At 47.8% G+C, this 20,056-nt stretch carries 25 protein-coding genes and 3 riboswitches; of the genes, 6 read left to right on the forward strand and 19 right to left on the reverse strand.

What is annotated here, in order from left to right; genetic code table 11:
- Window positions 1-18: 18 nt before the first annotated feature.
- The 4 genes from HP570_RS03515 to HP570_RS03530 all read right to left on the reverse strand — a co-directional run bounded on the left by HP570_RS03515 (window position 19) and on the right by HP570_RS03530 (window position 2,840).
- The gene (locus tag HP570_RS03515) at window positions 19-789 is read right to left on the reverse strand and encodes an enoyl-CoA hydratase/isomerase family protein (protein WP_173624906.1); all 771 of its coding nucleotides are present in this window, start codon (window positions 787-789) and stop codon (window positions 19-21) included.
- Between the two features lie 18 nt (window positions 790-807).
- Window positions 808-1,983 carry a CaiB/BaiF CoA transferase family protein gene (locus HP570_RS03520; protein ID WP_015892005.1) on the reverse strand — a complete coding sequence of 392 codons (1,176 nt, stop codon included), beginning with the start codon at window positions 1,981-1,983 and terminating at the stop codon, window positions 808-810.
- 131 nt (window positions 1,984-2,114) lie between these two features.
- Complete coding sequence (locus HP570_RS03525; RefSeq protein ID WP_015892006.1) at window positions 2,115-2,465, reverse strand: DUF4870 domain-containing protein; 351 nt, start codon at window positions 2,463-2,465, stop codon at window positions 2,115-2,117.
- A 96-nt stretch (window positions 2,466-2,561) separates the two neighbouring features.
- Window positions 2,562-2,840: a hypothetical protein gene (locus HP570_RS03530; RefSeq protein WP_173624907.1), complete on the reverse strand. Its 279-nt coding sequence runs from the start codon at window positions 2,838-2,840 to the stop codon at window positions 2,562-2,564.
- Window positions 2,841-3,120: 280 nt separating this feature from the next.
- Between HP570_RS03530 and HP570_RS03535 the strand changes: the two genes are divergently transcribed.
- Window positions 3,121-3,291 carry a YjzC family protein gene (locus tag HP570_RS03535; protein WP_007728413.1) on the forward strand — a complete coding sequence of 57 codons (171 nt, stop codon included), beginning with the start codon at window positions 3,121-3,123 and terminating at the stop codon, window positions 3,289-3,291.
- Window positions 3,292-3,340: 49 nt separating this feature from the next.
- Here HP570_RS03535 and HP570_RS03540 read toward each other — a convergent pair whose 3' ends face one another.
- A complete protein-coding gene (locus HP570_RS03540) occupies window positions 3,341-3,595 on the reverse strand; it encodes a hypothetical protein (protein ID WP_015892007.1) in 255 nt (84 codons plus the stop codon).
- 91 nt (window positions 3,596-3,686) lie between these two features.
- Here HP570_RS03540 and HP570_RS03545 point away from each other — a divergent pair, with 91 nt between their 5' ends.
- On the forward strand, window positions 3,687-4,220 hold the full coding sequence (locus tag HP570_RS03545) for a DUF309 domain-containing protein (protein ID WP_015892008.1): 534 nt from the start codon (window positions 3,687-3,689) through the stop codon (window positions 4,218-4,220).
- On the opposite strand, the gene HP570_RS03550 is transcribed toward HP570_RS03545, so the two are convergent.
- Both HP570_RS03550 and HP570_RS03555 read right to left on the reverse strand, forming a co-directional pair.
- On the reverse strand, window positions 4,217-4,771 hold the full coding sequence (locus HP570_RS03550; RefSeq protein WP_254495005.1) for an RNA 2'-phosphotransferase: 555 nt from the start codon (window positions 4,769-4,771) through the stop codon (window positions 4,217-4,219). The two genes, HP570_RS03545 and HP570_RS03550, sit on opposite strands and share 4 nt — an antisense overlap.
- Window positions 4,772-4,789: 18 nt before the next feature.
- Window positions 4,790-5,470, reverse strand: a complete 681-nt coding sequence (locus HP570_RS03555; RefSeq protein WP_015892010.1) for a CPBP family intramembrane glutamic endopeptidase — start codon at window positions 5,468-5,470, stop codon at window positions 4,790-4,792.
- A gap of 194 nt (window positions 5,471-5,664) precedes the next feature.
- Here HP570_RS03555 and HP570_RS03560 point away from each other — a divergent pair, with 194 nt between their 5' ends.
- The 3 genes from HP570_RS03560 to HP570_RS03570 all read left to right on the forward strand — a co-directional run bounded on the left by HP570_RS03560 (window position 5,665) and on the right by HP570_RS03570 (window position 8,609).
- The gene (locus tag HP570_RS03560; RefSeq protein WP_015892011.1) at window positions 5,665-6,864 is read left to right on the forward strand and encodes an MFS transporter; all 1,200 of its coding nucleotides are present in this window, start codon (window positions 5,665-5,667) and stop codon (window positions 6,862-6,864) included.
- A gap of 98 nt (window positions 6,865-6,962) precedes the next feature.
- Window positions 6,963-7,442, forward strand: coding sequence for a CcdC family protein (locus HP570_RS03565; RefSeq protein WP_015892012.1), 480 nt, complete (start codon window positions 6,963-6,965; stop codon window positions 7,440-7,442).
- A 186-nt stretch (window positions 7,443-7,628) separates the two neighbouring features.
- Window positions 7,629-8,609 carry an arsenic resistance protein gene (locus tag HP570_RS03570; protein ID WP_173624908.1) on the forward strand — a complete coding sequence of 327 codons (981 nt, stop codon included), beginning with the start codon at window positions 7,629-7,631 and terminating at the stop codon, window positions 8,607-8,609.
- A gap of 55 nt (window positions 8,610-8,664) precedes the next feature.
- Here HP570_RS03570 and HP570_RS03575 read toward each other — a convergent pair whose 3' ends face one another.
- A complete protein-coding gene (locus tag HP570_RS03575) occupies window positions 8,665-9,480 on the reverse strand; it encodes a VOC family protein (protein ID WP_173624909.1) in 816 nt (271 codons plus the stop codon).
- Window positions 9,481-9,558: 78 nt separating this feature from the next.
- Here HP570_RS03575 and HP570_RS03580 point away from each other — a divergent pair, with 78 nt between their 5' ends.
- Window positions 9,559-10,728: a CapA family protein gene (locus tag HP570_RS03580; RefSeq protein WP_173624910.1), complete on the forward strand. Its 1,170-nt coding sequence runs from the start codon at window positions 9,559-9,561 to the stop codon at window positions 10,726-10,728.
- A 62-nt stretch (window positions 10,729-10,790) separates the two neighbouring features.
- On the opposite strand, the gene HP570_RS03585 is transcribed toward HP570_RS03580, so the two are convergent.
- The 11 genes from HP570_RS03585 to HP570_RS03625 all read right to left on the reverse strand — a co-directional run bounded on the left by HP570_RS03585 (window position 10,791) and on the right by HP570_RS03625 (window position 20,029).
- A complete protein-coding gene (locus HP570_RS03585) occupies window positions 10,791-12,056 on the reverse strand; it encodes a homoserine dehydrogenase (RefSeq protein WP_173624911.1) in 1,266 nt (421 codons plus the stop codon).
- 86 nt (window positions 12,057-12,142) lie between these two features.
- A riboswitch (SAM riboswitch) is annotated at window positions 12,143-12,254 on the reverse strand.
- 65 nt (window positions 12,255-12,319) lie between these two features.
- Window positions 12,320-12,426: riboswitch (SAM riboswitch) on the reverse strand.
- A gap of 94 nt (window positions 12,427-12,520) precedes the next feature.
- Window positions 12,521-12,655: a hypothetical protein gene (locus HP570_RS29760; RefSeq protein ID WP_256436197.1), complete on the reverse strand. Its 135-nt coding sequence runs from the start codon at window positions 12,653-12,655 to the stop codon at window positions 12,521-12,523.
- Window positions 12,652-12,783, reverse strand: a complete 132-nt coding sequence (locus HP570_RS29765) for a hypothetical protein (RefSeq protein ID WP_256436198.1) — start codon at window positions 12,781-12,783, stop codon at window positions 12,652-12,654. The genes HP570_RS29760 and HP570_RS29765 overlap by 4 nt, the downstream gene beginning before the upstream one ends.
- A gap of 31 nt (window positions 12,784-12,814) precedes the next feature.
- Window positions 12,815-13,020: riboswitch (cobalamin riboswitch) on the reverse strand.
- Window positions 13,021-13,041: 21 nt separating this feature from the next.
- On the reverse strand, window positions 13,042-13,569 hold the full coding sequence (locus HP570_RS03590; protein WP_173624912.1) for a DinB family protein: 528 nt from the start codon (window positions 13,567-13,569) through the stop codon (window positions 13,042-13,044).
- Window positions 13,570-13,586: 17 nt separating this feature from the next.
- The gene (locus HP570_RS03595) at window positions 13,587-14,228 is read right to left on the reverse strand and encodes a cyclase family protein (RefSeq protein ID WP_173604704.1); all 642 of its coding nucleotides are present in this window, start codon (window positions 14,226-14,228) and stop codon (window positions 13,587-13,589) included.
- 21 nt (window positions 14,229-14,249) lie between these two features.
- Window positions 14,250-15,239: a Gfo/Idh/MocA family protein gene (locus tag HP570_RS03600; RefSeq protein WP_173624913.1), complete on the reverse strand. Its 990-nt coding sequence runs from the start codon at window positions 15,237-15,239 to the stop codon at window positions 14,250-14,252.
- A 23-nt stretch (window positions 15,240-15,262) separates the two neighbouring features.
- Window positions 15,263-16,762 carry a glucose-6-phosphate dehydrogenase gene (gene zwf / locus HP570_RS03605; RefSeq protein ID WP_173624914.1) on the reverse strand — a complete coding sequence of 500 codons (1,500 nt, stop codon included), beginning with the start codon at window positions 16,760-16,762 and terminating at the stop codon, window positions 15,263-15,265.
- Between the two features lie 97 nt (window positions 16,763-16,859).
- Entirely contained in the window at window positions 16,860-17,480 is a 621-nt protein-coding gene (kynB, locus tag HP570_RS03610) for an arylformamidase (protein ID WP_173624915.1), read from the reverse strand.
- A gap of 137 nt (window positions 17,481-17,617) precedes the next feature.
- A complete protein-coding gene (locus HP570_RS03615) occupies window positions 17,618-18,796 on the reverse strand; it encodes an ATP-binding protein (RefSeq protein WP_173624916.1) in 1,179 nt (392 codons plus the stop codon).
- A 183-nt stretch (window positions 18,797-18,979) separates the two neighbouring features.
- Window positions 18,980-19,504, reverse strand: coding sequence for a phage tail protein (locus tag HP570_RS03620; protein ID WP_173624917.1), 525 nt, complete (start codon window positions 19,502-19,504; stop codon window positions 18,980-18,982).
- A 15-nt stretch (window positions 19,505-19,519) separates the two neighbouring features.
- On the reverse strand, window positions 19,520-20,029 hold the full coding sequence (locus HP570_RS03625; protein ID WP_064200590.1) for a phage tail protein: 510 nt from the start codon (window positions 20,027-20,029) through the stop codon (window positions 19,520-19,522).
- Between the last annotated feature and the right edge of the window lie 27 nt (window positions 20,030-20,056).

Raw genomic sequence — 20,056 nt, forward strand, 5'->3', positions numbered from 1 at the left:
TTCCCTGCCAAAAAATCGCTATGTCCGCTTTACCTTCGCTTGTACAAGCATCTGAAATTCAGGACGTGCGATCAGGGATGGCTGCTGTTGCTTTTCCCATTCCAGGGCATATTCTAGAGCCTGTATCTGGCAGCGTCCCAACCCTTCTTTGGTTACGGCATACGCTTGTTTCGGCAGGCGACGTACCGCAGTAACCAATTTTTCCAGCTCACTTTCGACTTGACTGGCTTCAACGGCTCGATAGATCAAGCCGATTTCCTCCGCCTTTTTCCCTGTAATCCTTTCTCCCAGCAATGCGAGTCGCTTCGCCCACGCCGTACCAACAAGCCTCGGCAAAAGGTATGTCCCGCCAAAATCCGTCGTCAGACCGATCTGGACAAAGGGCTCCTGCAACAGAGCATCTTCCGTCGCAATGACAAAATCAGCATGCAACGCAAGATTGAGTCCCGCTCCGACGGCTACTCCTTCGATGACTGCAATCACAGGCTTTGGCATTTGATGCAAGTTGGTGATGAAATCATTAATGATCGTCAATGATTGATCAGCATCACTCTGATCCGTCAGCGCAGTCAATACGCCCAAATCCGCACCGGAGCAAAAGTTCCCTCCTGCTCCCCGCAAAAGAAGCACATCGACTTCCTCATCTGTTGAAGCTTTTGCGATCGCGTCCTGCAAAAGGGAAAACATTTCAACCGTCATCGCATTGAGGACGTGTGGCCTGTTTAGCGTCATCGTGCAGATTCCATCCGCTTTTGTTACGATCAATTGTGTTTGATGATCCTGTTCCATCCTTTTTCTCACCCTTTCCTATGAAGAAGCGGCAGGAATAACCCCCTGCCTTTGCAGCCGGCTCAAATCCTCTTCTGTGAGGTTCAGCTTGCGTTTTAGCAGCTCGTGCGTGTAATCGGTGTGCCATGGGGGTGACAACCTCTCCGCCCTATTGCGATGCGCGAAACTCCGCTCTTGATTGGGCGACTTCTTTTCCAAATAAGGAAGCGTATACGCTATCTCCCTGTTCGCAACGTACGGATTGTCTGCCCAGTTTTCCCAATCTTCAACGGCGGTCAGACAGCAATCCACCTCACTACCCAGCTCACTCCACTCAGCTTGGGTTCTGGACAGAAACAGTGCTTTCATATCGTCAAACATCTCTGGATGCAGAGCAACGCTAGCCCGGTGGCATAGCTCCCAGTCTGCTCTTCCTACCGCGCGGCAAAAATTGAGCCAGAACTTCTCTTCCAACGCAGCAAGTGCGACATACTGACCGTCTGCTGTCTCATAGACCTGATACGCCAGCAAACTCCCTCTCCCGGTCTCCCGTCCAATGGAGGAGCTGTATGACATAAACAGTGCGTGCAGCCCTGTCCAAGAGCTAAACAAGTCAGCCGATGAAACATCCAAATAAGCTCCCCGGCCTGTCCGCGTACGTTGCACAAGCGCCGCACATATTTGTTCACTGGCATACAGCCCGAGAGCGTAATCAGAAAGCGGAATATCTGCAACGACAGGCTTGCCTTCCAGATCGCGAACCAGTGAGAGAAATCCACTTACTGCCTGGACATTCAAGTCATGCCCCCCTATTTGGTATAGCTCGCCGCTTTGGCCATAGCCCGTCACAGAGCAATAAATGACCGCAGGGTGCATCTCCCACAGGTGATCGTAATCAAGTCCCAAATGTCGCATCACACCTGGTCGATAGCTTTCCACCACAACATCAGCCTGTCTGGCCAGAGCAAACGCGAGCGCTTTTCCCTCATTCGTCCGCAAATTTAAGGAAATACTTTTATGATTGCGATGTGAACGCAGGTAAAACGCTCCCGTCTCTCTAGCTTCCGAATGAGAAGGTCTGGTTAACGGTGAGTGAGCTTTGTCGTGAAACGGTTCCACCTCAATGACCTCTGCCCCCAAATCAGCCAGGCGCATCGTACAAAGCGGACCTGGAAGATGGCGAGAAAAATCAACTATTGTCACTCCCGTCAACATGATTTGACTCCCCCTTCACCGACTACACTCCCTTGTAATTCGAGATGAACGACTGTTCACCCTCTTTTTTAATGGAAAATTCAAACAAATACAAAAAGCCGTCCCACAAGGAACGACTTTCCCAAGATCGGTTATTTGATAAACCGGAGAGTGAGCGGGTAACGGAATTCTTTTCCTTCATTCGCTTTCACCGCAGCGATGATCACGAAGATCGCCCAAAAAATAAAAAGGGCTCCCAATAATAGTGCGCCGATAAAAATGATGATCAATAAACTTGAAATGGCGGCATAAATCATTACCGAGATGCTAAAATTCAGGGCCTCTTTTCCATGCTGATAAAAAAAGGCTCCCTCTTCACGCTTGATCAACCATACGATTAAAGGTCCTAATACATTGCCGAAAGGAACGACAAAACCAAGGAAGGCAGATAGATGTACGATCATCGCCCACATTCGTTCCTCTTTCCCATTCAGGAATTGCATATCCATACCTCCCTTAACCCTTTTCCACTATTGTACGACAAATTGCACGAAACTTGCGAAAAAACGAAAAAAGCGCCACCCCGGCGCCTTTCTCTATTAATACTTGCTCTCGTTACTTCCGCCGTGACTTCCACCGTAACCGCCGCCGTATCCGCCACCATAAGAGGAACCATAACCATCGAAGCCATCGAATCCGCCGTAACCGCCGCCAAAGTGTTCAAAACCACCAAAGTGACCGTGACCGTGTCCACAACTACGACCGTATGGCTTACAATGGGTTCTGTAGTGTGGCTTGTAGAAGCAATGCTTTCTGTACACTTTCTTTTCGCAGCATTTAAAGCATCTGCGACGAGATCTTCTGCATCCGCAACTCATTAACCTCACTCCTTCCTTTTCGTTACATCTACAAGGTATGTAGGTGATGACATATCGGCATGGACAGAAGTCTAGATTCTAGTCAAAATCAGCGGATGTCTCGTAGGCTATTTTGCAGTAGGAGTGGTCAAATGCTGATTGGATCGCTGTTTTTCCGAGCAAGACAGCGGACCAGACGAAGCGAATTCAAAACTTATCGTCAATTAAAAGGGAGGGCATTAAGCCTGTATACCGGGTCATACTAATGCAGATGACAAATCCTTAGGAAGAAGGTGCCTTCGTGGGAGAACACAGCCGTTTTCGTGAAGGAGAAAAGTCTCCGAAAAATGCCGTATACATGGAGATTGGTGAGTCCGGTGCAAGCGTGCAGGACCCGATGATCATCGAGCTTTCCAGAGGGGAAAAGTTTCCCGCTACACGAAATAAAAATCGCGTATGGACACAAAAGTAAGAAATGCAAAAACCAACCTGGCACTATGCACAAGGTTGGTTTCTCTTTTTTACGAATGGTCGTCGTCTTCGTCGTCGTTTTCTTCCTCTTCGTCTTCTTCATCGCCGCTTACGTAAATAATGGTGACACCCAAGCTCTCCAATAACGAAAGGACTTCTTTGTTCAACTCCTGATCCATGAGCAATCCTAGGCTTTCCACAAGCTCGAGCTCTTCCAGCTCGCCCTGTTCAGCATCCTCGATCAGTTCTATAATTTCGGTCATTCGCTTTTTTTCCAATACGGCTACGAGTTCATCTCTTGTCATAAATCGTTTTACACCTCATTTTCTACTCTCTATGCTTTATAATAGTACATAAACGATCCATTGAAAACCAAGCAGTGAGGTGAAGATCACCATGTATCCGCAACCGTATCTGGATTATTTGATCCAGTTTCATGTAGAACGCGATTATTTTGAGTGTCATGAGATTCTCGAGGAGTATTGGAAAAGCGCTCCTCCCCATGAGCGACAGCCTGTGTGGGTTGGTTTGATTCAAATCTCCGTCGCTCTTTATCATCAGAGACGCGGGAATCAGGCAGGTGCAATCAAGATGCTCACGAGCGCCATTTCCCTTGTCAAAAAGCATCATCTAGACATCCAAAAGCTTGGGTTGGATAGTGATAGTCTGGCGAGCCTGCTTGAAGAGCGTCTGACAGAAATGCAAAATGGTCAGCCCTATCGAAGCATGTCTCTGCCCATGTCCGATGCTTTGAAACAGGCATATCAAGAGGCTTGTACGATGCAAAATCACCCAGAGCATCGGGATAGCGATATGCAAGACGCCTACTTGCTGAATAAGCATACCTTGAGGGATCGCAGCGAAGTTATGGCAGAACGCCAGCACCAGCTACAAAAGCGCGAAGCACGTCGGAACAACGAGTCAAACTAATCTGCGCACAGCTGTAAATAACTGGATGGGACAGCGTCGCTCAAGCAATAGCGCTCACCCACTCGGTAAAAGCAAATGCCGGCTTCATGGGCTTCCTTTGCATTCACAGTGACGAGGCGCAATGTGTCTGTCGGCTCTCCTATATGCTCCGTTCTATCCGCAAGCTGCACATACTCACTGGCGATCGGTAACAGGCCGCCAGTGAGTACTTGTTTCAATAACTTTCGATGTGTCCCGTAATAGAGAACATCAGGTGGCACGATCTCCATGAGCCTGCTTTTTGCAATCGAGGGCAAAAAACCGTAGGTAACTCGAATGAGTGATCCTCCGTCCCATTCGATACTCCGCTCCGGATCGAATTCCACGACTTGATGAAGATCTTGCCTGGTTATGTATGCGCACCCTTTCAGCGTATGAAGATATTCCAGTAACGGCTCAACCGGGGTATACCCATACGTGTCATAGTAGAGTTGAAATGCTTCACTGTTTTGCCGAAGTATGCTAAGCAATCGCTTGCGAAGTCTTGTTTCTTCATGTATCGCCAGCATCATTTTCTCCCTCCTATCCGGTCAATAAATCCAGAGAACCACAGCTAGTGCGAGACCCAAATCCGCGAGTAAATGACTAATCCAGTTTGGATAAATCGAAGGAAACATTTCTTTCAGCCAGCCCCATATCAGCCCTACACCAAAAACCAACGACGTAATGAACAAGCCGTTTCGCAAACCAAATAGGAGCGTAGAGATAATCAGGTGATACAAGGAATAAAAAAAGCCAGAAAGAAAAATGGATAGGAAGCGGGATAAGGATGCACGAAACCGCTGCAATACGAAGCCTCGCCAGAACAATTCTTCCAGCAGCGAGTTAATGAAAATAAGATAGACGGAAAAAACCCAAATCCAGCGGCGCTTAATCCCCCATGCTTCCATGCCTGCTCGAACAGCTTCAGGTCTTCCCGGTTCCTGCAAGAGCAACCAAAGTCCAGCAAGCACTCCTGTCAACATCAGAACGCCAAGTGCCAGTCCGTATAAAGTACCCTGCCATTCAAAACTTCCCCACGCGGACTGCCATTGCTTGCGCAAATCTCCTTCCCACCATCCGTGAATGACGGGTATACAGATGCATACGAGCACATGAAAAGAAAAGAACGTGATAATGACACTATGCTTTTCCACCAGTCCGTAAAAGATCGTGAGTGTCGCAGCAAACCCATACACGATCAATAGTAGCAACGTTCGTTTTCGCGCCATTTACGAATATCTCCTTTTGGGCGTAATGGCCGCAGCATTGCGTTAGTTTGTCCGTTATGAATACGAAGAATACCCACAAAGACAATAAATATACAAGCGTTTGCATGAATGCTATACTAGAGAAATCGCTTTTTCTCAAATGAAAGGATCGGTTCAAATTTTTACCTAACTAACGAATGTTTGGAGTGGCTCTCATGTTATGGCGTAATCGTACCTTTCTGCTTTTAATGAGCGGAGAGATCGTCGCGGGAGCGGGCATGTGGATTTCGATTATTGCCAATCTTTCGTTCATGCAGAAACTTGTTCCTTCTGATACGGTGAAGGGCTTGATTCTGATGTGTGGATTGGTGGTCAGCATTCTCCTCGCCCCAAAAGCGGGTGTGGTGATTGACATGTACGACAAAGGCAAGATCATGCTGTTTGCCAGCCTGATCCGGACACTTAGCCCAGTCTTCATGTTCCCAGCTCTTGCAAATGATTCTCTTCTGTGGATGATCGTTTCTTTGATCGTGATGCAATGCTCTGCTGCTTTTTATTTTCCGACCGTGCAGGCTTCCTTGCCAGCCATCCTTTCTCAGGACGAGTTACTCAAGGCGAACAGCGCATATTTGAATATCTCTACGCTCTCGCGCATTGGCGGAACAGCAATCGGCGGTATACTCGTTGCGTCCATGGACCTGTCCATGCTGTATGTATTCTCTATCATCGCGTATGCAGTACTCGCTGTGGTCACGCTCTTTCTCCGCATTCCTCCAGTCACTTCTCGGAAAATTCAGGAAAAAGTGGAGTTTCGCGAAGTACTGACGATCTCGCGACAAGACCCGGCTTTGTTTGTCGGACTGATTAATAATGGGTTGATCACCTTGTTCCTTGGTGGTGTGAATTTGATGATCTTGAACTTTAGTGAGCTGCAACAGGAACCTCAGCTCATGGGATGGATCTATGCGGCAGAAGGAATCAGCATTTTGATTGGGGGACTCTTGGCAAAACGTTGGATAGGTCACAGAAATCTCGTGGCAGCTTCCACCATCATGCTCTTTTTCTTCGCCCTGTCCCAGTTTGGTATGTCATTCGCCGATAACAAATTCATGGTCCTTGCTTCCTTCTCCGTGTTCGGCTTTGTCGTTGCTTTCTTCTTCCCGGTCACCGCAACGATTTTCCAGAAGCGCCTGCCACCACACCAGCAAGGGCGATTTTTTTCTTTCAAAAGCATGCTAGATCGTGGATTTTTCTTGTTGGCTCTTGCGATTACAGGAGTTGGGCTGGACCTTCTCGGCATTAGCGGCTACCTCCTCTTCATCGGCTCGCTAACACTGCTCTTTGGCTTGTTAACTTTTATTTACAGTAAAAAGCATAAGCTGGATGTTCGCTCTCATGATGAAGCTGCTGCCTAATATCGGAATGGAACGTACCATGACAACCGCTTTCCTATCGACCATGCTTTGGTGTACACTAGTGAAAGTACGTTGAACACGAATGGAGGCGTTTTTCCATGCAGATCCTTTCCTCTCCCGTTTTGGGAATCCTGCTGCCTCTCGTGATGGCTATTGCAGTGATCTTTTTGAGAATGCGTCGGCAAAAAAAGCCAGCTTCTGCAAAAAGCATTATTTTGCCACCATTCTTTATGGCGACAGGGTTTGCGATGTTCTTGTTCCCAGAGGCGCAATTACCGCCCAAGTTTGATATTGCAGCCTTTGTGGTTGGGGTAATCTTTTCGATTCCGTTGATTATGACGTCACGTTTCGAAATCATTGGGCAAGATGTGTATTTGAAACGGTCCCGTGCGTTTTTCTTCATTTTGTCCGGTCTGTTGGTCATCCGGCTGATTATTAAACTGTTGATCAATGATAGCTTTACACCGATTCAAACAGGTGGACTGTTCTTCTTGCTCGCATTTGGTATGCTCGTGCCTTGGCGTATCGCGATGCTGGTGATGTACCGGAATTTAACTAAAAAAACGTTTGGTACCTAGTAAAAAAAACCACCTCCATTTCGAGGTGGTTTTTGGTTTGCTCCCTGCCCCGGAGCGTAAAAACGGGACAACGTCGCTATGACGAACGACTACTTAAACGAATCCAACTTGAGGAGAAGAAAAAACAGCTTCACTAGATGATACAGATATTAGACAGAGGACTGTTAGGAAGGGGAAGTACAAGAGATGATTTCAAGAGAAGAATTGGAAAAAAATCAAGTATGGCTCTATGCTTTCGTACTACTTATTGCCGCTGGAGTAGGCTTGTTATGGCCAGAATCCAGTGAGAGCTTAGATAGCATGATTTCATTGATACTTGCCATCTTACTGTATGGGATGTTTGCCCAAATACCGTTTTTTCGTTTAAAAGAGGCACTATCGAATCGAAAGTTCATTTATGCACTGCTTGTTACGAATTACATAGCTGTACCTATCCTTGTTTGGGGGTTGACCTATTTTCTTCCAAACGATCCAGCAATACGATTAGGTGTACTTCTTGTTTTACTTACTCCCTGCATTGATTATGTTATCGTCTTTACACAACTTGGGAGAGGGAACGAAAAGCTTGTTTTGGTTTCAACCCCTATACTCTTTGTCACCCAAATGCTTTTATTACCTATTTATTTAGGGCTTTTTATGGGCAAGACATCGGCAGAAATTGTGAGTGTCGGACCGTTTTTCGAAGCATTTTTTGGTCTTATTGTTGCTCCACTGGTACTTGCTCTCCTTACTCAATGGTGGTCTAGACGCCACCCATACGGAGAACGTTTTCTTGATGCTACAGCATGGCTTCCTGTGCCTTTTATGGCACTAACCCTTTTTATTGTTGTTGCATCTCAAATCTCTAAACTATATACCTCTTTTCATTTTATTAGCCTAGTGATTCCCGTTTATGTAGCCTATATGGCCATAGCACCGATTCTTGCACGTATCGTTTCTCGTATATTCCGTTTAGATACTGGAGCAGGGCGGGCTCTTATCTTTAGTGCAGGAACCCGAAACTCTCTTGTCGTACTTCCTTTTGCACTGGCGCTACCTGAACCTCTAAACGGGGTAGTGTCTGCTGTAATTGTAACGCAAACCATTGTAGAGCTGATTGGGGAACTAGTATATATTCGTCTTGTTCCACATGTACTTTTACGAGAGACGAAGGGAAATGCTGGTTAAACTATCTACCAGGGGTGGTGTCAACTTCATTGGTACCACCCCTTGTTCTAAATAACTATTCCAGCTCTGCTAGAAAGTAAGATCCTCCACCAATCTTATACTCACTATTCGTCCCTCCTCCTGCCAACCTCGCAAAAAACGGTCTTTGCCCGCGTTTTTTCCATGCAGTCTGCGCCATTCCCTCCTCAGTCGGTTGGCAAAGTACTACATTTCCACCCGGAAGTTCAAATGCTTGGCAGATGGCCCCCAATTCTTTATCGTGTAATACTTCGCTCTTCTCCCACCCAAACCAGCTTTGCCAACGTGCTGTTGCTTCTTCCAGATCCGTCACGGCATACCCTACAGACTTGAGATCGGCAGCACCGTTCGGATGTGCGCCAATGATGCCGCGATTAGTCAAATCTTCTCTTCTCTCTGGATCCGTTTGCGACCATTCAATGAGAAAGGGCGGGAGAAGAGTACTATCTGCATCTTCAAGGAACAACATCCGCCATCGAAGCGTCGTGCCATCATCACGCGTACGACTTCCCGCAACAGGTCCAGTAACCCGCAAGCCTTGGCTTCGCAAGCGCTCTGCCCACGCATCCATCTCGTTGGTCCGAAGGGCAATCTGGCCAAATCCTTCTCCCTTTGCCTCATCCTCGATGCATTGACGTATGAGCGGATTCTCTGATTGTCGAGCAAGCTCCTGATGTTCAACCGCCAAAAACTCAACATAGGAAAGCCCGAAATAGCTAAGGCTATTCCATGTCCCCCAAGACGCATGACGCCCTCCAGCTACCGTATGAAAACCCGCTTGGCAAAATTGCTCCGCTGCTTCCTGAGGAGTCCGATGTACAAAATGAACCAAATGATCAAAAGTTAATCGCACCTTTTTTCTCCCCTTTTTCGTATTACTTATAGGATATCAAAATTCATTTATGTAAGGATAGAAAGACAAGGGGGAAAAATGAACGAGAACAGATCAAGCCGGATACATGCTCGGCGCAAACGCTCACGCAGAAAATGGGCACGTGTGGGAAAGAGCACGCTCCTCTTTAGCGTGTTGGCCATCTTCGTCGTCGGAACCTACTACTTATTTCAAACTGCCATGGATGGAGAACATGCCAACCCGAACACCCAGCCTGATCCTGATAATACCGCGAACCAAAAGTCTTCCGTGCAGCTCACTTTTGTCGGTGACATCATGATGTCAGGAAACGTTGAGAAAACCTTACTTGCAAATAGCTATGACTACCCATACAAACATGTAAGCTCGCTCTTTTTGCAAGATGATATCACCATTGCCAATTTGGAGACGCCGATCACCGACACAGGTGTTGCTGCTCAAAACAAGGAGTATGTTTACAAGTCATCGCCACTTGCTGTTCCTGCCATGAAAAACGCTGGGATTGATGTGGTGAATCTGGCCAATAACCACTCCATGGACCAAGGCGTTCCGGGATTGCTGGATACCTTTGACGCTTTGGACGAAAACCGTATAGAATACGTCGGTGCCGGTAAGGATGCAAGCCGCGCCTATTCACCTGTTTTCCTAGAAAAGAACGGCATCAAGATCGCAATTCTCGGCTTCAGCAGGGTCATTCCCGAAACGAGCTGGTTTGCAGGGAATTCCCAGCCAGGTATGGCCGCTTCCTATGATCCTACACTGGCAGTGAAAGCGATCCAGGATGCGAACAGCCAAGCGGATCTCGTGGTGGTGATTGCACACTGGGGCAAAGAACGCTCCGATTATCCTGTCGATCATCAAAAGGAGCTGTCTCGTGCCTACATCGATGCTGGTGCAGATTTGATTGTCGGCGGTCATCCCCACGTACTGCAAGGCTTTGAACGATACAACGACAAATGGATTGCGTACAGTCTTGGCAATTTCATTTTCACACGTGCAAACGAACCCAAGACTTGGGAAACGATGGTCCTGCAAGCAAACTGTACCAAGAGCGGTGATTGTGAGCTAACGATGCTTCCATTTCATGCAGAATTGGGACAAGCTGTACCCATGAATGAAAGCAACGGCGCTGCCCTGTTAAAACGCATTGAATCCATTTCTGAGCAAGTCGACATACAAAGTGACGGGCGTGTGCAGCCACATGCAAAGGCGGTGGAGATTTCCCACTGATAAAAGAAGCCGTGTTTCCAGATTCCTAGAAATACGGCTTTTCTTCTTATGGTTCCTCTTACTTACGCAGATTCAAGAATAGGGAAGCAGCGCACTTCTAAGCCAAAATCATTTTTCAATAAGGACTCATGCTGTTCACTGATTCCCGTCACGATCAACCCTGCGCGCAAGACGCCTCCCAAATCGAATTGGACTTTTAGTTTATGCACGTTCACCCCGGCCTGCTGAAGGAAATGCAAGACCCGATCTGGCGTCGCAGTATGACATGAGCCCTCCAGATAACATAGGACGTGTTCTGTCGAGTCCAACGTGCCTCCAGCTTTGTCAGCCGTTTTTTCTTTCCAGGTAGGATGCGGCGTGAATGGCTGTGTCAATAAATAGGCCAAATCTTCCACGACTGCACTTGCTGTAGGGAGCTCTCCTGCCCCTCTTCCTGTAAACAACAGGTCTCCTACGATGTTGCCGGATAGCTGGACAGCATTAAACGCATCGTGGATTTGCGCCAACGGATGGCTCAGCGGAAGCATGGTTGGTTCAACAGATAGGCGAATGCCTTTTTCGGCTTGATAAGCCTGCGCGATCAGCTTGATCCGGTACCCTAAGTCGCTTGCAATCCGAATGTGACCTGCTGACAAATCTGCAATTCCTTTGCGAACAACATCCGCTAAAGGCAGCGATTCTCCATAAACAAGCTGTGCCAGGATATACAATTTGTACATAGCATCAAAGCCTTCTACATCCGAACGAGGGTCTGCTTCCGCATAGCCCAGCTCCTGTGCTTGCTTGAGCACCTCCTGGTAGGAGAGCTGCTCTGCTTCCATTTTCGTCAAAATGAAGTTCGTTGTTCCGTTGAGAATACCGCGAACGCCTTGGATATCGTTCGTACGTAGGAACTGCCGGAGCACACTCAAGATCGGGATACCCCCAGCCACACTCGCTTCATAGGCAAGATGCACTTGATGCTGATTTGCCAAATCGACTAGCTCTGTTCCTTTTTTCGCCAGGAGCTCTTTGTTGGCGGTTACCACATGGCAGCCCTTTTCGATCAAAGCACGTACGTAGTCATAGGTAGGTTCTACACCGCCCATAACCTCCACCACGATATCCACATCGCTTCTCAATACATCCTCAAAATCTGTCGTCAGTAAAGCCGGGTCGACATGAACCGCCCGCTCTTTTTCCGAGTCACGCACCAATGCCTTGACGATCTCAATTCGTTTTCCCAGACGAGAAGCCAGCTTCTCCTGTTGTGAACGGATCGTTTTGATTACGCCCCCACCCACTGTCCCCAATCCCAATAATCCCACGCGTACCACTTCTGCACTCATCCTGACCACCCCATACCCCGAATTTTAGATAAAAAGAAAAGCCATCTTCGATAAGAAGAAGGCTTGATAGCAGTTAATGCTCCCCCTCCTTATCTCCCAGGACGTAAATGTCCTGCAGGAATTGGCACCTTGTCACAAAATATACGTGACGGTTGCCGGGCTTCATCGGGCCAGTCCCTCCACCTCTCTGGATAAAGAAAATATGAAATTAAAAAAACCTTCTTCGCTAAGAAGAAGGTTCATCTACTAATAGAGTAACCCGCTTCTTATCTTTCGAGACGAAACGTCTCGCAGGAATTGGCACCTTGTTGCAATATGCAACGGTTGCCGGGCTTCATCGGGCCAGACCCTCCACCTCTCTGGATAAGAACCATTTATGCTGTTGAGCTTTATTCTAAGAAATTCCAAGGCAAGCGTCAACAAAATTCTTTCTTTTCTGATTGCAAGCTGATTTGGCAAGGATTTCAGTTGTGGGTGAACAGGCTTTCTACCTCTTCCATACTGCAGCAAGCACAATGAAACACGCCCTCCTGGCATTCCTCAGGCTGCTCTTTTTCCTCAACATATCCGCACCATTGGCAAATAAAAAGTTGTATCATTGCTCGCCCTCCTCTTCTATTATTCTGCCCAAAATAAAAAGAGCATTTTCCGCTCGACCGTGACGATCGTTAGAAAATGCCAGAAAAGGAGGGGCATACTTGTCCACTCGCTGTTTTTCGCAAGCCATCTCTAACACCTCCCTATCTCCCGTAGGTCTATCAGTGTTGTCGAAACAGGCAGGTCTCCTGACTATGGGTTCATCGCCTAGCGTCGCCTTCCCCGTCTATTTTGATAGACCAGTGGCTTGTTGGACGCTGACTCCCCTCTTACAGTGGCGGGACCGTGTCGGATTTGCACCGAGCTTCCCTATTATCCTTGTGGCGAGTTGGTTACGCCCTAAGGAACCTGTTTCCACCTATGAAATTGTCTATTCTCACTACTACCTTCAGATTTTACCTTCCCCCAAATACCGCTCTTTCAAAATGCGAGTGTGATGAGCTTCATGTCCAGCAATCACATAGGCCAATGTCCTTGCAGATAGCTTGTTTCCGTTGGCAAGTCCTGTACACAACCACGCTTCTGGAGAGATCCCTCGCACCAAAGCGATGGTGGAAGCACGGACAGCCTTATACTCTTCCAGTAAATCAGACAGGTCTCTTAGCTGAAAACACCCGTGTTCAACAAAAGCATTCTCATCAAAACCGACGAGGGGTGTCTGATCCCCTCTCGCGATTCTCAGCAAGCGATAGCTCATGATGCGTTCTGCATCGATGAGATGACCCAACACCTCTTTAACCGTCCATTTGCCTGGCGCATACCGATAATCAATTTGCTCGGGGGCAAGGGACGAAAAGAACGCGACGATCCTCTCTCCTTGCTGCGTGAGGATCGTTTGGAACTCCCCCTCCGGTACAAGACCCATGTAATAGTCAAAATAAGCAGCGTATTCATCGCGCTCTGGTCGTCTGAGCATCTGTTTCCCACTCCTCGTCATTCAGTTTCAATAGACAAATTACTATGTAACCCTTCAAACAATAGGACCCTTGCCGGGGCTGCATCCGTGCCGACCAGCTTGAGTGGTGCAGCTACCAGAAAATACTCGCCTGGCGGGACCTCTGCTAGCCGCAAGCCTTCCACGACAATGACTCCCGCTGCAAACAATTTTTTATGGGTGGGGTGACCTTCCTGGCTGCGTTCGATTCCAAGTGCATCGGTACCAATGCCACGAACCCCCAGCTCACTTACATATTCCGCACCCTCTTCAGACAGAAAGATAAATTCAAAGGAGAACGCCTCTTCAAAAGAGTTTTTCGTTTTAAACAGGACAAAATCTCCTCGCTCAAGATCGAAGCTCTCCAAGTCAGCGCGAGTGATCCTGTCCTCGACCGCTGTGAGATCAAGAACTTTACACTTGCCCACTAGCTTCTCCAAGGAAATACTCTCAAATGTATCACCAGCATTCACCATATGCAGGGGAGCATCCACATGGGTACCTGTGTGGAGGTCCATGTCGATTCTCGATTCTGTTACATAACCGTTGGTAGCGGTACGTATTTTCGGCTGCTTTTCCGGCTTGTTTTTATACACCGTCATTCCTTCGTACACGGTGGCGGTCACATCATACATTTTCATCCCAAACGCCCTCCCTTTTGCCTACTGTTTTTTTCGATCCGCTGGAAAAACAATCCCCATCTGCCTTCTCGCTTCATCCATGACCTGCATGGCCATTTTGGAAACTTCATGCGAATTCGTTGCAGATTGTCTGGCCCCGATCTTCGCCAAGTGTAGGAATTCTCTTATTTCATAATGCATGGTCTTCGGGGTCTGCGGCCTTGCTACTTGCTCGGTTCGACCTTCCCTGTAACGAATGTCCACTTCTCTGAGATGGTTGATTCGATCGATCACCATCGTAGCGTCCTCCCCTTGAATTTCTGCTGGCTGATAGGAGGTCGTAATTTTCGAGAAGCTAATGATGGCATCCATCTCTCGATACTTCAACAACATACTGCCTTCTCCGTCCACTCCAGAATCAAGCACGATTCCTTCTGCTTTGATCACGTCTGGTCTGCCAAAAAGGATGAGTAACGGATAAAGACAATAAATACCGATGTCCATCAAGGCTCCGTTTGAAAAAGCAGGATCAAAAGCACGTAAAACCTTCCCTTCGCGGTAGGCGTCATAGCGCGAAGAATATTGGCAATTGCTAGCAATAAAACGTCGTACTTTTCCCAGCTTGTGCAGGTTGTCTTGTATCGCAAAAAAATTCGGCAACAGTGTAGATTTGACAGCTTCCATGAGCAGCACGTCATTTCTTTTCGCTGCCTCGATCATTTCTTCTACCTCAATCGCATTAGAAGCCAGTGGTTTTTCACACAATACGTGCAGCCCCGCTTCCATGCACTGGATCGCTTGTTCCGCGTGGCAGGAGTTGGGGCTTGCAATATAGACCGCGTCCATATTTTTGCTTGTAACCATTTCTTCTAGGCTGCTATAGGCGAATGGAGCATGGTACTTGTCCGCGATTTCTTTGGCGCGTTCGATCGTACGTGAATAAACAGCCTGAAGAGAAAATCCTTCTACTTCTTGACCAGCCTGGATAAATTCCTCGGTGATCCAGTTCGTTCCGATTACGCCAAATCGCATCTCATCCGCTCCCTTTTCTTTTTCTATCTCGTTGCAGTGACTGGCAGTCGTTCTTCGACCTTATCCAGCCACCACACGAATCCGTCTGCTGCAAGCAATTGCTCTGCGGCCTTTGGTCCGAATGAGCCTGCTTCGTACGTAAAGAGCGGCACCAAATTTTCAGCGAAGGCTTCCAAAATCGGTGTCACCCACTCCCACGACAGCCGGACCTCATCCCAATGCGCAAAGTAAGTGGAATCCCCCCGGAGTGCATCGAACAAGAGCAGCTCGTACGCTTCTGGCACGTCTTTTGTCCCTGAACTGAAATCTACCGTCACCGGCTCAATCTTACCGCTATTTGTCGGATTCTTACTATTTACCTGCAAAGCAATACCTTCATTTGGATTCACACTGATGATCAACAAATTAGGCGATGGCGTTTCATTTTGCTCCTGATATAGCTTTTCGTGCGGATTTTTGAACTCAATGACGATCCTGGTTGATTTCTCTTGCAGTCTTTTTCCCGTGCGAATATAAAAAGGTACCCCTTCCCAAAACGGGTCATCAATCCAGACACGCGTGGCAATATACGTTTCTGTCAGAGAAACGGGATCGACACCAGGCTCGTCCCTGTAGCCAGCTACAGGCGTTCCTTGAATATGACCTGCGCTATACTGACCGCGAATCACGTGGGTCCCGACTTCTTCTTTCTTCATCGGGCGCACGGCTTCCATCACCTTGCGTTTTTCTTCGCGGATATGGGCGGATGTGATTCGCTTCGGAAGCTGCATGGCGATAATCATCAGCATTTGCAGCATGTGATTTTGGAGCATGTCCCGCAGTGCTCCGGCTGGCTCGTAATATCCAGCCCGGTCCTCGACGCCGACCGTTTCATTCGCCGTAATTTGTACGTTGGCGATGTATTGATTGTTCCAGAGAGCCTGGAAAACCGGGTTCGCGAATTCGAGAGCTTCGAGGTTTTGCACCATCGGTTTCCCCAAGTAATGATCAATGCGATATATTTCTTCTTCTGAAAATGCTTTTCCCAGCTTTTCATTCAATTCTTTCGCGGATTGCAAATCATGCCCAAACGGTTTTTCGATGATCAGACGCTTCCAGCCTGTCGTTGAACCCAGTCCGCTGTCTTTGACATTGGTTGCAATTCCCTCGAAAAATTGCGGGGCCACTGACAAGTAAAACATCCGGTTTTGCGGAATCTGCAACTCTTGCTCTCTTTGCAGGACCAGATCATGTAACGTTACATAAGCACGCGGTTCCATGACATCTACTTCCGCATAGCGACAAGCAGACAAGAAAACATCTAGCTCGCGGGAATCAATCTGGGCGCGACGGGAAAATTCATGGACAGACTGGCGAACAGATTCCTGAAATTCGTCATCAGACCAGGCCCTTCTTCCCACACCAATAATCGAAAAGGCAGCAGGCAACTTTTGATCTACAAATAAGGTAAAGAGCGCAGGGAAAATTTTGCGTTTGGCTAAATCTCCTGTCGCACCAAAAAGGACAAAGGTCATCGCTTCCATCTATTTTTTCATTCCCTTCATACGTACGCCGTGATGATGGTTTTTTTGGTTACCCTGTTATTATTCGAGAAAATCACTGCTTTATCAATATGTAGCGTTACGAACGACGCAAGATTGCACGTACCGGACTTCCATCTGCTTCTACTAAAGGTAGCGGCAGTGCGATCAATTCATAATCACCCGGTTCCACATGATCGAGGAGAAGCCCCTCCAAAATATGAATATCATGCTGGTGAAGCCCATGATGAGCAGCCAATTCCTTGCTGTCCAACGGATCGACAGATGGGACATCCACTCCGATCAGCCGAATGCCCTTTTTGGCAAAGAACGCTGGCAAGTCCGCTCGCAGATGACAGATCGTTGACGGAAACTGATTGGGGTCGCTCCATGATAATGTTTTGAGCAGCAAGCGTTCCACCCCCTCCAGATCAACCTGGGCAAAATCTTCTGGACCAATGCTGGAGTGTCCAGTAAGCTCTACCACTCTTGCCTCTCCGATGTACAAGTCTAGAGGTAATTCAGCTATTTTTCGACCCTCATCATCGAAGTGAAATGGAGCATCCACATGAGTACCTGTGTGAATACTCATGGTTATTTTGCCGACATTGACTGAGCCACTCTCCGCTTTGGGCCAGTTTACGACATAGTGAAAGGGAGTGTCCCCTGGCCAGGTCGGCATACCTGCCATGAACGGACGGGATATATCTATTATTTTCATCGCGTAACCTCCACCTTCCAGCAACTGTTCAAGCCTATACTCAGCGTACAAAAAAGACTGTATTGAGTCAATATTCTAACATTTGTACCAAAAAAAGACTGCAGCTTGATAGCGTGCCGACAGTCTTTTCGTTGATTTCAGATTCTACTGTGAAGAGACAGGTAATCCCACACTTCATCATAAATTCCGTTATCATCCACTTGTTTCAAATGTTCTTTCAAAGTCCTCAACCACTCAATGGTTGTTGGATACGTAGCTGCAATGGCCTCCCGTAGATCGCTCATTTGAATGGGGCGGTCGACCCCTTTTGTTACGACATCATGCCATACCTGCTCCGTCGCGAGCTCCACTACATACTCGATGTCTGCCCCCGAATAAAACTCCGTCCATCCTGCTAACTGCTCATAATTTAGCATCTCAGTGGGACGGCCCTCCAGTTTTAGGCGAAAAATATCCTCCCGTGCTTGCCGATCTGGCGGTCCGACAAAAATCCAGTGATCAAAGCCGGCCGCTCGGAGCATGGATGGCTCCAATTCCCACGGGACGTTGGTTGCACCCATCAGGACGAATCGTTCGTTGTACTCGCCTACCTCCGCTATCTGCTGAAGCCATTTGGAATCGATCCCCTGTCTAGGATAGGAGTTCGCATGCTCTTCGTAATGGCTGGAAGCCTCCAGTTCATCTAAAAAAAACAGAAACGGTTTATTGGCAGGGGCTGTTGCCAGTAAGTCATGGATGTTGAACTGCCTGTTCGACGGCGTATACATACTTCGACCGCCTGTGTTCGCCATGGAGAAAAAATGAGCCTGGCATTCTTCTGAGGTTGCTTTTGCCAGCAAAGATTTTCCACACCCCGATGGGCCGTAAAGTAAGATGGTACTTTTCTTTTGAGGCAACCGTTGCGAAATAGGCTGTAGGAGTCTTTGAAAGATTGCCTCTTTTACTCGTCCAAGCCCGCCGACCATTCCAAAGCCCGCCGTTTTCTCAACGAGTTGTACCGATTTCGTGGTGGTCTTCCCTTTTCCCCCTTCAATGACGCGTATCTTAGGTGAAAACATCGTAGTGTATGTAGAGGAATCCTTCTGATTGATCCCTTTTAACGTCCGCGAATAGGGGGATTCTTTTTGTAGCTTGTTGAGCTCGATCACAATTTTTTCCTTCATCGCTTCATTACCATAGGCAAGGGCCTGCGTAAAGGCCTGTAAAGCCTCCGTACGATCCCCCTGCTCAGCATGCTCTAACCCTAACAACAGCCATACTGGTGCATTGCGTTGATCGCTCGTCAACATGCTTTTCAGTATTTCTATCTTCGTCATCTGCTTCATCCTCTGCGATCGTTCTGCTTCAAGCGATCGTTTAGTATCACGGACATATCCATTATAATGCATACGTCTCGCAAGAAGAATACGAAAAATAGGAAAAGATGGAAGAAGGGCTGTGACCGTCACGTGAAAAAGACGCCTCCAGCTGCACAGCATTGGGCGTCCAAAATTCAGTCTCTATCCTTTCGCCGGATAAACTCCGCCTTCCACACAAATGATGAACGAGAGTCCGAGATAAGGTTGCATATTATTATGAGGCTGAGCCCCGCCTGTGGTTCCAATTGCTTGCGGGCTAAGCTGTGTCCCATCACTCGTGTTGGAGTAAGGAATGATACCTCCCCGGCCACCAGTGGATGACCATTTTGCCCCTGTTGGCGTATCCCCTGTAGGCGTTGAGCACGCATTGGGAACATGCGTATGCGCCGGAATTTCGTTTTGTAGCAGTGTTATCTTGGCTGCGCCATCTGTCTGACCTGCCGTACGCGGTGTCAATCCAGGTCCTTCCCCCTGGTTCATCGGGGCTGTGCCTCTTAAATTGGGAAGTGCAAATGTGGTCTTGCCATCGCCGCCATACTTTGTTCCCAATATCGAATACAAAATAGGATTGGAAGGGATCGCAAGCAGTTGTCCATCACAAAAAGCCCAGTCCCTCGGCGGGAAGTTGCCAGCGAAGATACGAATTTCTCCAATATACGGATCCATATGATAGTGCCTCCTCTAGTTTCTTGGCGGGTAAATCCCTTGAATCGCGATGCAAAAATTCCCGACCAAATACGGCTGCATATTCGTATGAGGTGCACTGTTCCCTACCGTTTGCAACGCACTCTCACTCATCGTTGTATCAGGGGTTGTCCCATAGGTAGTGGTAGATGCTTGTGCCCAGTAGTTCCCAGCGCTAATTTTTTCATTGGCTCCTGCATTCGAGCCCGTCGCGGTATGGGTATGAGTGGGTATTTCGTTTGTTGTTAATACATGCGTTTCTTCTCCTGCTGACATACCAAGCGGTACCATTGGACGATCTTGTTGATTGTTTTTATGAACGGGGACACGTCCTCTTAAATCTGGTAAAGCAAAATTGTTTTTCCCGTCCCCTCCATAAACAGCTCCTAACAAGGAAAACAGTGCCTGGTTTCCATTGAGAGGCAACAACGCACCATTACACAAAGCCCACCCCTTTGGCGCAAATGGAAAGGGAAAAAATCGAATTTCTCCAAGAAATGGTTCCACGTAAAATCCTCCTGTTCGATTGGAATG

It is taken from the genome of Brevibacillus sp. RS1.1, from assembly GCF_013284365.1.
In the GTDB taxonomy this organism is placed as follows: Bacteria; Bacillota; Bacilli; order Brevibacillales; family Brevibacillaceae; genus Brevibacillus; species Brevibacillus brevis_D.

What these genes read in the sequence shown, in the direction of transcription:
- HP570_RS03525 (WP_015892006.1), bottom strand. Translation starts at nt 2,465, where the DNA reads ATGCAATTCCTGAATGGGAAAGAGGAACGAATGTGGGCGATGATCGTA.
- HP570_RS29760 (WP_256436197.1), bottom strand. Translation starts at nt 12,655, where the DNA reads ATGATACAACTTTTTATTTGCCAATGGTGCGGATATGTTGAGGAAAAA.
- HP570_RS03540 (WP_015892007.1), bottom strand. Translation starts at nt 3,595, where the DNA reads ATGACAAGAGATGAACTCGTAGCCGTATTGGAAAAAAAGCGAATGACC.
- zwf (WP_173624914.1), bottom strand. Translation starts at nt 16,762, where the DNA reads ATGGAAGCGATGACCTTTGTCCTTTTTGGTGCGACAGGAGATTTAGCC.
- HP570_RS03555 (WP_015892010.1), bottom strand. Translation starts at nt 5,470, where the DNA reads ATGGCGCGAAAACGAACGTTGCTACTATTGATCGTGTATGGGTTTGCT.
- HP570_RS03585 (WP_173624911.1), bottom strand. Translation starts at nt 12,056, where the DNA reads ATGAGTGCAGAAGTGGTACGCGTGGGATTATTGGGATTGGGGACAGTG.
- HP570_RS03565 (WP_015892012.1), top strand. Translation starts at nt 6,963, where the DNA reads ATGCAGATCCTTTCCTCTCCCGTTTTGGGAATCCTGCTGCCTCTCGTG.
- HP570_RS03560 (WP_015892011.1), top strand. Translation starts at nt 5,665, where the DNA reads ATGTTATGGCGTAATCGTACCTTTCTGCTTTTAATGAGCGGAGAGATC.
- HP570_RS03550 (WP_254495005.1), bottom strand. Translation starts at nt 4,771, where the DNA reads ATGATGCTGGCGATACATGAAGAAACAAGACTTCGCAAGCGATTGCTT.
- HP570_RS03600 (WP_173624913.1), bottom strand. Translation starts at nt 15,239, where the DNA reads ATGCGATTTGGCGTAATCGGAACGAACTGGATCACCGAGGAATTTATC.
- HP570_RS03520 (WP_015892005.1), bottom strand. Translation starts at nt 1,983, where the DNA reads ATGTTGACGGGAGTGACAATAGTTGATTTTTCTCGCCATCTTCCAGGT.
- HP570_RS03515 (WP_173624906.1), bottom strand. Translation starts at nt 789, where the DNA reads ATGGAACAGGATCATCAAACACAATTGATCGTAACAAAAGCGGATGGA.
- kynB (WP_173624915.1), bottom strand. Translation starts at nt 17,480, where the DNA reads ATGAAAATAATAGATATATCCCGTCCGTTCATGGCAGGTATGCCGACC.
- HP570_RS03595 (WP_173604704.1), bottom strand. Translation starts at nt 14,228, where the DNA reads ATGAAAATGTATGATGTGACCGCCACCGTGTACGAAGGAATGACGGTG.
- HP570_RS03530 (WP_173624907.1), bottom strand. Translation starts at nt 2,840, where the DNA reads ATGAGTTGCGGATGCAGAAGATCTCGTCGCAGATGCTTTAAATGCTGC.
- HP570_RS03590 (WP_173624912.1), bottom strand. Translation starts at nt 13,569, where the DNA reads ATGCTCAGACGACCAGAGCGCGATGAATACGCTGCTTATTTTGACTAT.
- HP570_RS03620 (WP_173624917.1), bottom strand. Translation starts at nt 19,504, where the DNA reads ATGGATCCGTATATTGGAGAAATTCGTATCTTCGCTGGCAACTTCCCG.
- HP570_RS29765 (WP_256436198.1), bottom strand. Translation starts at nt 12,783, where the DNA reads ATGGCTTGCGAAAAACAGCGAGTGGACAAGTATGCCCCTCCTTTTCTG.
- HP570_RS03545 (WP_015892008.1), top strand. Translation starts at nt 3,687, where the DNA reads ATGTATCCGCAACCGTATCTGGATTATTTGATCCAGTTTCATGTAGAA.
- HP570_RS03580 (WP_173624910.1), top strand. Translation starts at nt 9,559, where the DNA reads ATGAACGAGAACAGATCAAGCCGGATACATGCTCGGCGCAAACGCTCA.
- HP570_RS03615 (WP_173624916.1), bottom strand. Translation starts at nt 18,796, where the DNA reads ATGACGAAGATAGAAATACTGAAAAGCATGTTGACGAGCGATCAACGC.
- HP570_RS03570 (WP_173624908.1), top strand. Translation starts at nt 7,629, where the DNA reads ATGATTTCAAGAGAAGAATTGGAAAAAAATCAAGTATGGCTCTATGCT.